Origin of the sequence: Streptomyces sp. NPDC001980 (assembly GCF_040296885.1) — a bacterium.
In the GTDB taxonomy this organism is placed as follows: Bacteria; Actinomycetota; Actinomycetes; order Streptomycetales; family Streptomycetaceae; genus Streptomyces.
Genome location: NZ_JBEOYD010000030.1, coordinates 45042 through 59277 on the forward strand (window position 1 = coordinate 45042; position 14236 = coordinate 59277).

General features: G+C 69.4%; 13 protein-coding genes and 1 pseudogene. 8 read left to right on the top strand and 6 right to left on the bottom strand.

Going from position 1 to position 14236, the window contains the following annotated elements; genetic code table 11:
- Nucleotides 1-54: 54 nt before the first annotated feature.
- Nucleotides 55-636 (bottom strand): TetR/AcrR family transcriptional regulator, encoded by a 582-nt coding sequence (locus ABT137_RS35470; RefSeq protein ID WP_351715250.1) that lies wholly within the window; start codon nucleotides 634-636, stop codon nucleotides 55-57.
- Nucleotides 637-741: 105 nt separating this feature from the next.
- Here ABT137_RS35470 and ABT137_RS35475 point away from each other — a divergent pair, with 105 nt between their 5' ends.
- Entirely contained in the window at nucleotides 742-1938 is a 1197-nt protein-coding gene (locus ABT137_RS35475; protein WP_351715251.1) for an MFS transporter, read from the top strand.
- A gap of 139 nt (nucleotides 1939-2077) precedes the next feature.
- On the opposite strand, the gene ABT137_RS35480 is transcribed toward ABT137_RS35475, so the two are convergent.
- Together ABT137_RS35480 and ABT137_RS35485 are read right to left on the bottom strand one after the other, a co-directional pair.
- Nucleotides 2078-2473, bottom strand: coding sequence for a VOC family protein (locus ABT137_RS35480; protein WP_351715314.1), 396 nt, complete (start codon nucleotides 2471-2473; stop codon nucleotides 2078-2080).
- A 64-nt stretch (nucleotides 2474-2537) separates the two neighbouring features.
- Nucleotides 2538-2906 carry a VOC family protein gene (locus tag ABT137_RS35485; RefSeq protein WP_351715252.1) on the bottom strand — a complete coding sequence of 123 codons (369 nt, stop codon included), beginning with the start codon at nucleotides 2904-2906 and terminating at the stop codon, nucleotides 2538-2540.
- 63 nt (nucleotides 2907-2969) lie between these two features.
- Between ABT137_RS35485 and ABT137_RS35490 the strand changes: the two genes are divergently transcribed.
- Complete coding sequence (locus ABT137_RS35490; RefSeq protein WP_351715253.1) at nucleotides 2970-3428, top strand: MarR family winged helix-turn-helix transcriptional regulator; 459 nt, start codon at nucleotides 2970-2972, stop codon at nucleotides 3426-3428.
- A 417-nt stretch (nucleotides 3429-3845) separates the two neighbouring features.
- A complete protein-coding gene (gene gad, locus ABT137_RS35495) occupies nucleotides 3846-5273 on the top strand; it encodes a glutamate decarboxylase (RefSeq protein WP_351715254.1) in 1428 nt (475 codons plus the stop codon).
- Between the two features lie 38 nt (nucleotides 5274-5311).
- Here gad and ABT137_RS35500 read toward each other — a convergent pair whose 3' ends face one another.
- Nucleotides 5312-6742, bottom strand: a complete 1431-nt coding sequence (locus tag ABT137_RS35500; protein ID WP_351715255.1) for an MFS transporter — start codon at nucleotides 6740-6742, stop codon at nucleotides 5312-5314.
- A 190-nt stretch (nucleotides 6743-6932) separates the two neighbouring features.
- On the opposite strand from ABT137_RS35500, the pseudogene ABT137_RS35505 reads away from it, so the two are divergent.
- Nucleotides 6933-7364: pseudogene (locus tag ABT137_RS35505) on the top strand (transposase); the annotation flags it as partial.
- Here the strand turns inward: ABT137_RS35505 and ABT137_RS35510 are convergent.
- Nucleotides 7331-8275 (bottom strand): alpha/beta hydrolase, encoded by a 945-nt coding sequence (locus ABT137_RS35510; protein WP_351715256.1) that lies wholly within the window; start codon nucleotides 8273-8275, stop codon nucleotides 7331-7333. The pseudogene ABT137_RS35505 and the gene ABT137_RS35510 sit on opposite strands and share 34 nt — an antisense overlap.
- A gap of 571 nt (nucleotides 8276-8846) precedes the next feature.
- On the opposite strand from ABT137_RS35510, the gene ABT137_RS35515 reads away from it, so the two are divergent.
- The 3 genes from ABT137_RS35515 to denD all read left to right on the top strand — a co-directional run bounded on the left by ABT137_RS35515 (nucleotide 8847) and on the right by denD (nucleotide 11431).
- Entirely contained in the window at nucleotides 8847-9251 is a 405-nt protein-coding gene (locus tag ABT137_RS35515; protein WP_351715257.1) for a hypothetical protein, read from the top strand.
- A gap of 414 nt (nucleotides 9252-9665) precedes the next feature.
- Entirely contained in the window at nucleotides 9666-10409 is a 744-nt protein-coding gene (locus ABT137_RS35520) for a pantoate--beta-alanine ligase (RefSeq protein ID WP_351715258.1), read from the top strand.
- Nucleotides 10406-11431, top strand: coding sequence for a D-erythronate dehydrogenase (gene denD, locus ABT137_RS35525; protein ID WP_351715259.1), 1026 nt, complete (start codon nucleotides 10406-10408; stop codon nucleotides 11429-11431). The genes ABT137_RS35520 and denD overlap by 4 nt, the downstream gene beginning before the upstream one ends.
- A gap of 222 nt (nucleotides 11432-11653) precedes the next feature.
- On the opposite strand, the gene ABT137_RS35530 is transcribed toward denD, so the two are convergent.
- Nucleotides 11654-12238 carry a hypothetical protein gene (locus tag ABT137_RS35530; protein ID WP_351715260.1) on the bottom strand — a complete coding sequence of 195 codons (585 nt, stop codon included), beginning with the start codon at nucleotides 12236-12238 and terminating at the stop codon, nucleotides 11654-11656.
- 446 nt (nucleotides 12239-12684) lie between these two features.
- On the opposite strand from ABT137_RS35530, the gene ABT137_RS35535 reads away from it, so the two are divergent.
- Entirely contained in the window at nucleotides 12685-14112 is a 1428-nt protein-coding gene (locus ABT137_RS35535) for an RICIN domain-containing protein (RefSeq protein WP_351715261.1), read from the top strand.
- Nucleotides 14113-14236: the final 124 nt, after the last annotated feature.

The window sequence follows — 14236 nt, forward strand, 5'->3', positions numbered from 1 at the left end:
CGGCCGCCGGTTGCTCTCCCGCCATGGCCGACACCGCGCAGACGTCGGTGCGGTTCAGGTGGCGTCCGTGGACAGGCGTGGGTCGGCGGCGACGATCGCGCGGACCGTTTCGGTGACCAGCCGGCGGTCCAGGGGTGCGTCGGCGAAAGCCCGGTGCATCGGCCAGCCCTCGATCAGCGCGTCGAGGGCGCGGGACACTCCGGGCGCGAAGTGCAGGGCGAGGCTGTCCCTGCTGCGTTCGAGCCAGGTGCGGGTCGTGGCGGAGACCGAGGCGTTGTGGTTGGCGTAGGCGTACATCTCGAAGATGAGGGTCATGTCGCGTTCGGTGGCGTAGGCCGGACCGCAGATCAGCTCGACGACGGCCGCCTCGGCCTCAGCCGTGGAGGCGGCGGACTCCAGCGTCCGCCGGTACAGCCCTGACATCGTGTCCGACAGCCGGGCGAAGGCCTGGGCGAGCAGGTCCGCCATACCGTCGAAGTAGTAGGTGAGCGAGCCCAGCGGGACGTCCGCCCGCGCCGCGATCTTCCGGTGGGTGGTGCTGTGTACGCCGCTCTCGGAGATCACGTCCAGGGCTGCATCGAGGATCCGCTCCTTGCGTCCGGGATCGTTCGGGATCTCGCGTCGTGTACCGCTCACGCCCTCAATGTGCCATGGGTTGCCCCCTCCCGAGTGTGTACAGACGTACAGGTTGTGTGTACGGTCGTACAGACTTGTGAACGGATCCCGCTGGAGCCACCGCCCATGACCTCTGACCTCGCCCGGCGTCGCACCGCCGTCTTCGTCCTCTTCTTCGCGCCCGGGCTGACCATCTCCTCGTGGGTCACCCGCACCCCGGACGTACGCGACATGCTCGGCGCCTCCACGGCGCAGATGGGTCTGATCCTGTTCGGGCTCTCGGTCGGCTCGATGCTCGGCATCCTGTGCTCGGGCACGGTCGTGGCCCGCTGGGGTGCCCGGCTCGTCATCCTTGCCGGCACGTCGACCGTCGCCGCCGGTGCCGCGGTGGTCGGGGTGGGGGCCGCCGTCGGTTCGGGGGCCTGTGTCGCGCTGGGCCTCGGGCTGTTCGGACTCGGCATGGGCGGCGGCGAGGTGGCCCTCAACGTCGAGGGCGCCGAGGTGGAGCGGCTGCTCGGCCGCTCCACGCTGCCCGCCATGCACGGCTTCTTCAGCTTGGGCACCGTGCTCGGGGCGGTGGCCGGCATGTGCCTGACGGCGGTCGGCTTCCCGGTCCTGGTCCATCTGCTCGTCGTGGCCGCGGTGGTGCTGGGCGCGCTCGCCCTGGTCATCCGGCGGGTCCCGGCCGAGGTGGGCCGGCAGACCGTCGCCGGACGCCGCGCAACGGGCGCGCCGCGCGCCGCGGTGTGGAAGGATCCCGCGCTGCTGCTCATCGGCTGTGTCATCCTCGCGCTCGCCATGGCCGAGGGCACCGCGAACGACTGGCTGCCGCTGGTCATGGTGGACGGTCACGGCTTCGACGCCGCGCTGGGCTCAGCCGTGTACGCGGTCTTCGCCGCCGCGATGACCGTGGGGCGCTTCGCCGGCGGACGGTTCGTCGACCGGTTCGGGCGGGCGGCGGCGCTGTGCGGGAGCGCGCTCGTCGGGGCCGCCGGGCTGGCCCTCGTGATTTTCGTCGACAACCAGGCGGTCGCGGCTGCCGCCGCCGTCCTGTGGGGCCTCGGGGCGTCACTCGGGTTTCCCGTCGCGCTCTCCGCGGCGGGCGATTCCGGTGCCGACTCCGCCGCCCGCGTCGCGCTCGCCGCGACCGTCGGCTATGTCGCCTTCCTGGTGGGCCCGCCCTCCCTCGGTTACCTCGGTGAGCACTTCGGGCTGCGGCACGCCCTGATCCTGGTCCTCGTCCTGGTGGTCGCGGCCGTCTTCGCCACACCGGCCGCCCGCTCACCCCGGGAGGTGGGCGACCCGGAACCGGCGGGCACCTGAGAGCGGAGCCCGTCAGTCCCTCGGATGGGAGCACGGAGTGTGGCCGAAGGTGCGGGTGCGGGCATCCCGACGTGAGGGAGAATCCGGCTTCGTTCCCGAAGACGAGCCGCGCTTCACACGCCGCCGCGAGTATCCCGCGTCAGGACGGGGCAAGGACGCAGAACTCGTGGCCTTCCGGGTCGGCCGGGGAGGTCCACGGGACGTCGACCTGGCCGACGTCGAGGTCGGTGGCCCCGAGGGACCGCACCCTGGCCACCTCAGCCGTCTTGTCGTCACCCGGGTACGACAGCAGGTCGAGATGGACGCGGTCCGGCACGGTCTTCGTTGCCCGCCGACCGAGCGGGACGTGCGCCCGTCGGCGCAGCATGCTGTCGCGCGGCACCCCAAGGCAGCCGCAGGCATGGCACCCGTCGTCAGGGGCGGCCACTCGACAGAGCAGCACGGCGTGGTCGGGATGCAACTGTTGGCCGACCCCTTGCAAGCCGAGGTCATCCAGCCGGCAGAACGTCGTCAGGGCAGCAGGGCAGCAGGGCAGAAGGTGGCGTCACGCACGAGCCCGGGGCGCAACCGCTGATGATCGTTCGGTGGCGTTTGGTCGATCAGGCGCGGTCGTGGAGCGTGACCTGGTAGCCGTCGGGGTCGGCGAAGGCGAAGGTCCGGCCGAAGGGGCCGTCGATCGGTGCGGAGACGATGGTGTGACCGTCGGCGACGAGCGCGTCGTGGATGGCCTGGACGTCGGTGGCGTGGAGCCAGATCGCGGCACCGATGCCGGGCTGGGCGACGGATGCGAGGTCCGTGCCGGGAATGACGTCGCGGAGTGCGAACGCGATCGGCTTCGTCTCGAAGACGACGGCGTGCGCAGGTCCGGCCGGCGAGCGGACGAGGCCCAGGTACTGCTCGTAGAACGCCTGCGAAGCGTCGAGGTCGCGCACTTGGAACGAGATGAAGTCGGGGCCGGTGGCGGGCATGATGACGCTCCTTCTTTGCATGTCAGTTTTCTGACACGCATCAACCTATGTCAGAATGCTGACATGAGTCAAGAAGGTGTTGGCGTCGACCTGGAGACGTCACTGGGCTACCTGCTCAAAGAGGCGTCGAGCGCCCTCCGCGCGGCCATGGAGGAAGTGCTGCGGCCGCTCGGGATGAGCGTGACGCACTACTCCTGCCTGGAGCTGCTGGCGCAACGACCGGGCTTGTCGAACTCCGAGCTCGCGCGGGGCGCGTTCGTGACACGGCAGACGATGAACGTGCTGCTGCAGGCCCTGGAACGAGACGGCTACGTGACCAGGCCTGCGGAGGCACCCGTCGGGAAGGCGCTTCCCACGCGCCTCACGCCTCGCGGCCGGCGAAGCCTCGAGAAGGCGAGCGCAGCCGTCCGGTCCGTCGAGGCCAGAATGCTGGCCGGCCTGACCGGGACCGAGCAGTCAGACGCGTTCCGGATCCTGCAGGGCATGATCCATTCCCTGCGCGGTGACAACGAGGGTGCATAGCTCGTTCCGCGGCGCACGTCTCATCGCGCTCGGACAGGTGGCTGAAGGAGTAACCGATCCCGCCGAATACTCCGCTGACAATGCCGCCGACCGCCGCACTGCCGCTGGGCGTCAGACAGCGCGATTTCGACGGCCCCCCGGAGGGCCAGTTCTCCGTCCCCGCGGCCCAGAGCCCGGTGTCGCCGGACTCGATCAGAACGTTTCCGTCGGCGTCTTCCGGGTCTGTAGTGGACCCCTGTCGCAGACCCCGGATCCGGCCCCGGCCACCGTCCGCCCGTATACGCGAGGGAAAATTCAGTTCATCGGTCCGCAAACCGGTCGCTGGATCGGTGTAATCGGCAGAGATGCGGCACCGCTCGGCGATCTAGCGTCAAAGGTGCACGGGGGCCACACGCACCAGAAAGCACCGAGACGCACATGCCCATCCCGGATACCGACGTCATCACCACGGCCGACTTCCACATCGACACCGACACCGACACCGACATCCCGCCCGCCGCCCAGCTTCCCGGACCCGCCGACGAACTGCCGGCGGCGGCATCCCCGCCCGAGCTCGTGCTGCAGCAGGTGCGCGACGAACTCGCGCTCGACGGCAACGCACAGCGCAACCTCGCCACCTTCGTCACCACCTGGATGGAACCGCAGGCACGGCAGCTGATGGCCGACACCGCGGAGAAGAACCTCGCGGACCGCGCCGAGTACCCGCAGATCACCGCCATGGAAGAACGCTGTGTGCGGATGCTCGCCCGGCTGTGGCACGCGCCGCACCCGGAGCGGGTCCGGGGCTGCTCCACCACCGGCTCCAGCGAGGCGGCGATGCTGGGCGGCCTCGCACTCAAGCGCCGCTGGCAGCAGCGCCGGCGCAGGCAGGGGAAGGACACCACCCGCCCCAACCTGGTGATGGGTGCGAACGTCCAGGTGTGCTGGAAGAAGTTCGCCAACTACTTCGAGGTCGAGCCCCGTTACGTCCCGATGGAGCCCGGCCGCTACCACCTCACGCCCGACACCCTCACCGCCTACTGCGACGACAACACCATCGGCGTCGCCACCGTCCTCGGCTCCACCTACGACGGCTCCTACGAGCCCGTCGCCGACATCTGCATGGCCCTGGACGGCTACCAGGCGGCGACCGGCACCGACATCCCCGTGCACGTGGACGGCGCCTCCGGCGCGATGGTGGCCCCGTTCCTCGACCCGGGTCTGATGTGGGACTTCCAGCTCGAGCGCGTCGCCTCCATCAACACCTCGGGGCACAAGTACGGGCACGTCTTCCCCGGCCTCGGCTGGGCCCTGTGGCGCGACACCGAGGCCCTTCCGGAGGACCTGGTCTTCGAGATCGACTACCTCGGCGGCCGCTCCCCCAGCTTCACCCTCAACTTCTCCCGTCCGGGCGCCCACGTCGTCGCGCAGTACTACAGCTTCCTGCGGTACGGCTTCGAAGGGCTGCGCCACCTCGCGGTCCAGAACCGTGCGACGGCCCGCGCGCTCGCCACCCGCATCCGGGCCCTCCCGCCCTACGAGCTGGTCACCGACGGATCCGAACTCCCGGCCCTCGCCTTCCGCCTCGCGCACGGCGCCCACGGCTTCACCGTCTTCGACGTCTCCCGCGCCATGCACGCACGTGGCTGGCAGCTGCCCGCCTACACCTTTCCCGCGCCCTGCCAGGACGTCTCCGTCCTGCGACTCGTCGTCCGCACCGGGTTCACCGCCGAGCTCGCGAGCATGTTCCTCGCGGACCTGACGGAAGTCACGCGGCAGCTCCAACTCCGCCGGTCCATGCCCGCGCCGGCCGTCAAGCCCCTCGTCGTCGCAGCAGAGCCGGCGCACGCCAACACCTCCGCGTAGGCACGGAACTTCCGCATCTGCAGACCCGCACAACGTTCTCAAGCAGTCCTGGGCTTGTGTGGCACCGCCGGTACGCACAGCCATGCGAGGCCCGCGGCGGTCAGGTAGGCGAGCGCGCCGATGGCCATGCTGGTACGCAGGCCGGTGTTGTAGTCGGTGGCAGTGGCCAGGAGGCTGCCGCCGAGCGCGACGCCGGTGGCGCTGCCGATCTGGCGGGTCGTGTTGAACAAGGCGGAGGCGGCGCCCGAGTAGGCCGCGGGCGCGGTCCCCATCACGGTGGCGGTCGAGCCGGTGAGGGCGAAGGAGGTGCCGAATCCCGCGGCCATCATCGGGGCCACCAGCAACGGGTAGGCGGGGTCGGCACCCGCGGCGGCCCAGCCGGTCAGCCCGAGGGCGGCCAGGAGCATGCCGGAGATCACCAGCGGGCGATCGCCGGTGCGGCGGGCCAGCCGCCCGGACAGGACGGAGGCGAACATGGTCATCGCCACCGCCGGGAACAGCGCCACCCCGGTGCCCAGGGCGCTGAAGTGGCGCTGGTGCTGGAATTCCAGACTGGCGGTGAACACCATGCCGTAGAAGCCGAAGTTGAACAGCAGGCCGATGACGGCTCCCCCGCTCATCGCCCGGGAGCGCAGGAGGCTCGGTGGCAGGACCGGAGAGCGGGCAAGTCGCTCGCGTACCGCGAACGCCGCGGCGGCCAGGACTGCCAGGCCCAGCCCGGCGAGTACGGCCGGATCGGACCAGCCCCGCCGGCCGGCCTCGTTGAGCGCCGCGGTCAGGAGTGCCGCCGTCGCCATCACCGCGCACTGCGCCGGCCAGTCCAGGGCCCGGTCGGCGCGCCGGGGCGAGCGGGTCACATGTCGCAGCGTCAGTACCAGGCAGGCCGCGCCGACGGGCAGGTTGATGAGGAACACCCAGCGCCAGCCGAGGGTGGAGACGAGCAGCCCGCCCAGCAGCGGACCGGCGGCGGCCGCAATACCCGCCATCGAACCCCACAGTCCGAAGGCCCGGGAGCGTGCCGCCGTCCCCGGGTAGGCCTGTTGGAGCAGGGCCAGGGAGCCAGGCACGATCAGGGCCGCGCCGAGCCCCTCCACCAGCCGGGCCGCGACCAGGAAGGGGGCGCTCACCGCGAGCGCGCACGCAGCCGACGCGAGCGTGAACACCGACACGCCCGCGCAGAAGACCCGCCGGTTGCCCAGCCGGTCGCCCAACGCGCCACCGGTGAGCAGGAGTCCGGCGAAGACCAGGGTGTATCCGTCGGTGATCCACTGGATGCCGGTGAGCGAGGCCGACAGTTGCCGGCCGATCACCGGCACGGCGACGTTGATGGCCGTCACGTCCAGGATCACCATGAAATACCCGGCGCACACCGCCAGCAGCGGTGCCCAGGACCGTTGCCCGGGCTCCGGGACCGTACCGGGAGAGGACTTCGCCCCACCGTCGCCGGCCGACGACTCCGCGAACGCCACGGCCCCAGCTCCATCCCATCGACTCAACCGAAACACGACACCGAAAGCCACAATAGGGGACATATTGCGGGCTGGGAGATCGCGCGGTGGCAGGTTCGCGCAACGTCTCGCAGGCGCTGCACGTCGTCGCGGAGCGCAGCGGAGTATCGGCGAGTAGAGGTAGCCGTCCTCGTCGCCCTGGAGGCCCCCCTTCCGGACCCACGAGCTGGCCGACACCGTGGCCGGCATGCCCGGCATCGGGCCACTACTGGGCGCCGAATTCCTCGCTGCGATCGGCGACGACCTCACGGCCTTCGACAGCCCGGACCGCCTCGTGGCCTTCGCCGACCTGGCTCCGGCACCGGCACCGGCACCGGCACCGCACGATTCCGGGCAGCGGAACGGCAACCTGCATCGACCGCGCTACTACCACCGGGGTCTCCAGCGAGTCTTCTACATGTCCGCCCTGATGAGCGTGCGCTACGACCCCAACTCCCGAATCCTCTACGACCGAAAGCGGGCCGAGGGGAAACGCCATACCCAGGCCGTGATCGCTCTCGCCCGCCGCAGGGTCGACGTGCTGGGGGCCCTGATCCGAGACCGGCGACCCTACGAAGTGGCCCCGCTCCAGCCGACCGGCTGATCCGGGCGATCACCCGACCGCCACAACCAGCGCAAGGCATCAGGGAGCAGGACTCCACCGTGGTTGGGGCTGTGACCGCCGTCGCCCAGGACGAGGCGGAAGTCGTAACCGGCTTCCGCGAGTGCGGCCGCGACACGCAGGTTGTTGGCGAGCCAGTTCGCTTCGGGCTCGTTCCAGCGCAGGTCACGATGGCCCGCTTGCAAGAAGATGCGCAGTGGCTTGCGGGGAACGCCGGGGATCAGTTCGGGGTACGGGTTGCCGCCCGGCATCTGCGTGAAGCTGGACAGGTACCCGATGACGCGGCGGAACTTGTCCGGGCGCAGCCACGCTGCGGTAATGGCGCAGTTGCCGCCGCTGCTGCCACCGCAGATGCCCCACCGATCGGGGTCCTCGGTGATCGTGTACCGCTGCGTGACCTCGGGGATGATCTCGTCCAGGAGGAAACTGACGTACCGGTCGTCGAATGTGTCGTACTCGGTGTTGCGGTTCTTCGGGTCCTCGGCGTCGGGGAAGATGCCGGGGTCGACGAACACGCCGATGGTGACCGGGATGTCGCCGCGGTGGACGAGGTTGTCCAGGACGATCGCGCCGCGGACCTCTCCTTCGGGGTCCAAGTACCACCATCCGTCCTGGAACACCATCAGCGACGCCGGCTGTGCGGGGTCGTACTGGGCGGGCACGTGAACCCAGAACCTGCGGGACGTGCCCGGGTAGATCGCACTCTCGTTCCAGATGCACTCGATTGTCTCGCCGACAGGTACGCCGGGCTGGACAGCCGAGTCGGGGCCGTGGGCGTAGCGAACGTCCGACTGGTCAACCGGAAGCGACCGGTAGGGCACCTCGATCATCATGCGGGCCAACCTAGGAGAGATCACGAACCCTCTCAAAGGGGTTTGGTAGCCATGCCTCACGGCTTCACCTCTCCATTGAAGCCATGAAGTCGTTCTCGACGGCGGGGGTCAATGCGAGTGAGCCGGAACTCCGCTGAACCAACCATGCCTTGGTCGGAGTCACCGACAAGCCGGTCCGCAAGCGGTGTGCAGCTGGAAGTTGTCCCCGACACCGCTCAGCGTGAGGGCATACCCATGTATGGAGCTGTACCCAGGGGTGGTTACGGCCCGGCGTTGTCGCCGTTCAAGTGGTCCCGGGCCGCGGTCACGTATGCGGCGATGGCTTTGGTGAGGTGAGCGTGCTCATCACGGGCCTCCTGCGCGGAGGCAGCGTCGGAGCAGTTCCTCTGTCGAGCGGCGAGCCGAATCTGAAAGGCCGCGCTGGCGAATTCTTGGGCAAGGATGGCGGCATGCTCGGACCCTTCGAGCAGGACGACAGGAAGTGTGGCCCGCAGGGCGTCGTCCCTCTCCGCTGCCTCGGCTCGCAGCACGACGGCACGTGCATCGACGGCCGCAGGATCGGCAGGACCTTGTGCGCCGGCGATCTCCGCGCGAGCCTGGGCGATGGTTATGGTGCGTCGCGTCCCAGACCATGGCGCTCGAACCGGCTGTCATCGCACCAGTGGTCAACCATCCGTCCCTTCCGCTGGACGATCCCGGCGGTCTGGAGATCAGCGACGAAGACGCTGCTGCCGTGGCTGAACGCGTAGCGCGAGAGGGATTGAAGGTTCGCGCCTACCGCTTCGACAACGACAGGTGGTGCACTGGTCAGCGGTTCGCGGCTTACCGAGCGCTGCTCGGGGACGCATTCGACGGCCGTGTACTCAAAGCCGAGACGGCGAACACGAACCCTCCGCCCTTCTTCCGTGACGTCGGCGGTTGCGCCCACAGCGTCGTCACGGCACACCTCGTCGACCAGGACGGTCACCCCACCATGCAGGCCCGGAACGAGATCATCGCCTTCCTGGCCGAGCGGCTCGGGATGCGGGCTGAATGAGCCCTTGGCACTCCGGCACCTGGCGATACGGCAGAGCAGCGCCGCTTCCCGATGCGATCTGGTCGTCGACCTGTGTTACTCGTGACCGCCCCTCGACGACCACGAGTGACACAGGCCACTCAGATTTCGATGACACACGCTCAATCTTCAGTGGTACAGGACACTGAGCACCCTGCTCGGCCGTACGGGCCAAGCAAGCCGCGCAGTCACCGCACGTCAGAGTGTGGGCGGCGGGCCCTTGAGCACGCCGGCCACCTCATGTGTGCGGTAGTTGGTCCGTGAGGCAGCTGAGGATTTTCCTGCCGACTGCGATTTCGGCCCTTCTCGGCCCATACCTGTGGCGGCATTCCGGGGTGCGGTTTGGCTGTTGCTCGGGCCGGGGTAGCCCAACGTCGCTGTCGAACTGTCCGGCTGGTGGGGAGGCGGATCGGCCATGTGGTGGTCACGGTGCATGTGAACCCGCCGCGGTACGAGGATCCCGCGGTGCACCCCGGCACGCCGGAAGCGGACTGCGAGCTGTGCCGGGAGTCGGGCGCGGACGTGGGGTGTCTGCCGGCGACGAGCGAGGTGTACCGCGGCGACGGTTCCCTGGTACGGGTCGTGGCCGGTCCGGGCGGCGAGGGTCTGGAGGCCGCGGGACGGCCCGGTCACTTCGACGGAGTCCTGACCGTGATGCCGAAGACGACCAACCTGGTACGCCCCGACGCCGTCTTCCTCGGCACGAAGGATTTTCAGCAGTCGGCCCTGTTCCGGGGCATGGTCTTCGATCTGCGCGTGCCGGTCGAGGTCGTCGGCGTCGAAACCGTGCGCGAGAGCGAGGGCCTGGCCCCCTCCAGCCGCAACGTCCGCCGGTCACCGGCCGAACGCCTCGCGGGACTCGTCCGGCCCCGCGCCCTGACGGCCGGGGCGGTGGCGGGACGGGAAGGCGGAGCCGATGCGGACGTCATGGCCGCCGCGTGCGGGCTCCAAGACGAAACCGCTTGGGCCGCGGCACCGGTCGACACGCTCTGCCTGCGGTTGACCGGCCTCGATCCGGAACCGCGCCCGGACCGCACGCGGACCTCCGCACGCACCCGCCAGCCCGTCACCGAGCGCTTCGGCCACGCACCGCGGCGTCCGGGGCCCGATCCGGCCCGATTCCGAGGAGACCACACATGAGGATCGCCGTCACCGGTGCGTTCGGATTCCTGGGATCCCGGCTCACCGCCACCCTGCTCGAACAGCGGATGCTCTGCGGCGCACCGATCGAAGGGATGGTGCTCGCCGACCGCATCGTGCACGACGACGCGGCCGGGGTGGACGATCCCCTCGTCACGGTCGTGCACGGCGACCTGTCCGACCGTCTCGACGACCTCTTCGCCGACCCGGTCGACGTGATCTTTCATCTCGCCGCCGCCGTGTCGGCCGAGTGCGAGGAGGACTTCGACCTGGGCATGCACGCCAATCTCGACGTGACCCGCGCCCTGCTGGACGCCGCCCGCGGACAATGCGCTGCCGGCGGGCCGGTACCGAGGTTGGTGTTCTCCAGCAGCCTCGCCGTCTACGGCATGCACCCCGACCAGCCACCGGCGTCGCTCGTCGACGAGTCCACGCTCCCCACCCCGCGCACCAGCTACGGAACCCAGAAACTCATCTGCGAGCAGCTGATCGCCGACTGCACCCGGCGCGGCTTCGTCGACGGACGCGTCGCCCGCCTGATGACCGTGGCCGTACGCCCCGGCAAAGCGAACGCGGCCGCCTCCGCCTTCCTGTCCGCCATCATCCGCGACCCCCTCGCCGGCCTCTCGGCCACGTGCCCCGTCGACCCCGGCCTCCAGGTCGCCCTCGCCTCACCTCAGCGCACCGTCCGAGGACTCGTACGCCTCGCCGAAGTCTCCCGCGGCACCGGACCGGGACAGCTGTCCGGCACGGCACCGGTCAACCTGCCCGCCCTCACCGTCTCGGTCACCGACATGCTGGCCACGCTCCGGCAGGCTGCCGGAGACACGGTCGCCGACCTGGTCACCATCGCACCCGATCCCGCCGTCGAAGCCATCGTGGGCTCCTGGCCCGCCGCCTTCGACAACACCCGCGCCGCGGCCCTCGGCCTGCACCCCGACCCGGACTTCGCCTCGGTCCTGCGGCACCATCTCGCCGACCAGGCCGTCACCCGCACCACCGATGAGCCCCCGCGGCCGTGACACGATTCCCGGCGTACGGCTCACACCGGTTTCGCCGACGCGTCCTAGTTCAGGGATCGGTCGCTCGGGCCGAGGGGAGTTGGGCGCGGAGCGCAGGCAGTCGAGCACAGTCTTCAGCTCCGGCCAGGCCCTCACCCAGGGCCAGGAGCGAAAGGAGTTGCACCGGCCGACGGGCCATGGCCGCAGCCTCCAGTTTGTGGTGGCCATCGAGGAGGAAGTGCGTCAGGCCCCAGTGCCGGTAATGGCCGGTCGGCATGCCTGCGGCGGGTTCGCATACGTCCAGGGTGGAGACCGCCACGGCAGTCGGGACCGTTCCCCGCCCCATGAATTCGGCGTACGCCTCGACGCGGCCCCTCTCATTCCAGGTCGGGGGAACCATGGGCACCACGAACTCATAGACGCGAACATCAGGCCCCTTACCGGGGCCACGAGTATGAGCAGTACGTACCTCCACCGCGGCAGTGTCTTCAGGTCCGCGACCGCCTCCGCCGCGGGCACATCCGGGTTGACCAGCGGCACGCCTTCGGGAAGCACCAGTTCATCGCGCTGTTCCTGCAGGCCGTTGCGCCGCCGGCGCGGGGCGAACTGGTAGACAAGCGTGAGGGCGCTTGCCCCGACCGATCTCCCCCGGATTCCCTCGACGACTATGAGATCGCATTCCCTGGGTCTGAGGCGGACCTGGGAGTAGAGCGTCGGCGATGCCACATGCAGCATCGGGAAGATCACGAATTCAAGCGGCGTCTGCGTCCGTCGCATGGTGATCACGGCAGACCGGTCGGCATACCCGGTCACCTCGATGATCTGCATGACCCCCTCCTTCGCAGGCCGCCGGGTTTGCCTTCCGCCCGCAGCAGGGCACGAACCCGCCCCGGTCCATGGTTCCCTGGCGACGGCGATGCGCCGGCCGTCGACGGTGATCGAGCTGCTGTTGCGGATGACAGCGCGTCCGATCCGGCCGAACGTCGAGTCGTACGGCAGGGAATGACGGAGAGCTCTGGCGGCCGTCGGGGGTCTCCGTCACTTCGCTCGCCGCCGGGAGCACTTGCCGGGGCAAGCCTCGGAGACGGCCATCTGAACTGCTCCCGATGTACGGGGTATTGACGCACAGCTGGTCTAGTCCATACCGTCTTCAACCATCGATAGTTCAGAAGTGGAACCTTCGTTCAGTTACGTGAACTTCCGCCTGAGCTCCCGAATGCTCCGCCTCGGCACCCCCACCTCGCGCTTCCCGCGTTCATGACAGGAGCCGTCCTGTGATCAGATCCGCTGCCAGAGCCCTCACCACCATTCCCGCTCTCCTCGCGACGGCTGCCACCGTCCTCGTCGCCAGCGGCGGCTCCGCGAGCGCCGCGACCAACCCCGGCCCCGGCTTCCCCGCCCACTACGCCGCGCCGTACGTCGAGACGTGGAACTCGCCCTCGGCCATGACCAACGCCCGCAACGCCACGGGCCTGAAGTACTTCACGCTCGCCTTCGTCATCGATGGCGGCGGCTGCAACGCCATGTTCAACGGCGACACTCCCGTCACCGACGCCGGCTGGACTTCGGCGATCAACTCCCTGCGCGCCGCGGGCGGCGACGTCATCGCCTCCTTCGGCGGCGCCTCCGGCACCGAGGAGGCCCAGGCCTGCACCACCGTGGCCTCGCTCAAGGCCCAGTACAAGAAGGTCGTCGACGCCCTCAACCTGACGCGGGTCGACTTCGACATCGAGGGCAGTGCGATCGCCGACACCTCCGCCAACGACCGCCGGAACAAGGCCCTCGCCCAGCTCCAGCAGGAGTACGCCGCCGCCGGGCGCAAGCTGGACGTCCAGTACACCCTGCCTTCCATGCCCAACGGCCTGGACGACAACGGCACGAAGCTGCTGTCCAACGCCAAGAGCAACGGCCTCAACGTCAATCTCGTCAACATCATGACGATGGACTACTACGACGGAACCCGGGACATGGGCAAGGCGGCCACCGACGCCGCCACCGCCCTGCGCACCCAGCTCGGCACCATCTGGCCGGAGAAGTCCGACGCGCAGTTGTGGGCGATGGAAGGCAACACCCCGATGATCGGGGTCAACGACGACACCAGCGAGATCTTCACCACCGGCAACGCCACCACGCTCGCCAACTTCGCCAAGTCCAAAGGCATCCAGGAACTCGCCTTCTGGGCACTCGGCCGCGACAAGGCGTGCGCCACCAACGGCCAGCTCTCCGACACCTGCAGCGGAACGCCGCAGAGCGCCTGGCAGTTCTCCAGCACCTTCAACACCGTGACCGGCGGTACGACTCCCCCGCCGCCCACCGGATCCACAGGCCAGATCACCGGCCTCGGCGGCAAGTGCGTGGATGTCGCGGCGGCGAGCAGCGCCAACGGCACCGCCGTTCAGATGTATGACTGCAACGGCACCACGGCCCAGCAGTGGACCGTAGGCTCCGACAACACCATCCGCAGTCTCGGAAAGTGCATGGATCTCACCGCCGCCGGCACCGCCAACGGCACGAAGGTCCAGTTGTACGACTGCAACGGCACCGGTGCTCAGGTCTGGCAGCAGAGCAGCGGCGACACCCTGGTGAACCCCGCATCCGGCAAGTGCCTCGATGTCACCGACAAGTCGACGGCCAACGGAGCCCGGCTGCAGATATGGACCTGCGCCGGCGGCACCAACCAGCAGTTCCACTTGCCTGCCTGACAGGCAAGAACATCCGCTGCGGCCCGGCGCAACGAGAACGCGCCGGGCCGCAGCGGATGAGGACCGGCCCATGAAGCTCACCGGTCTCAGGCACATGCCGGTCTCGACACCCTTCGTGAATCAG

Coding starts and splice junctions, on each gene's coding strand:
- ABT137_RS35490 (WP_351715253.1), top strand. CDS start 2,970: ATGAGTCAAGAAGGTGTTGGCGTCGACCTGGAGACGTCACTGGGCTAC.
- denD (WP_351715259.1), top strand. CDS start 10,406: ATGAGGATCGCCGTCACCGGTGCGTTCGGATTCCTGGGATCCCGGCTC.
- ABT137_RS35485 (WP_351715252.1), bottom strand. CDS start 2,906: ATGCCCGCCACCGGCCCCGACTTCATCTCGTTCCAAGTGCGCGACCTC.
- ABT137_RS35515 (WP_351715257.1), top strand. CDS start 8,847: ATGGCGCTCGAACCGGCTGTCATCGCACCAGTGGTCAACCATCCGTCC.
- ABT137_RS35530 (WP_351715260.1), bottom strand. CDS start 12,238: ATGCAGATCATCGAGGTGACCGGGTATGCCGACCGGTCTGCCGTGATC.
- gad (WP_351715254.1), top strand. CDS start 3,846: ATGCCCATCCCGGATACCGACGTCATCACCACGGCCGACTTCCACATC.
- ABT137_RS35475 (WP_351715251.1), top strand. CDS start 742: ATGACCTCTGACCTCGCCCGGCGTCGCACCGCCGTCTTCGTCCTCTTC.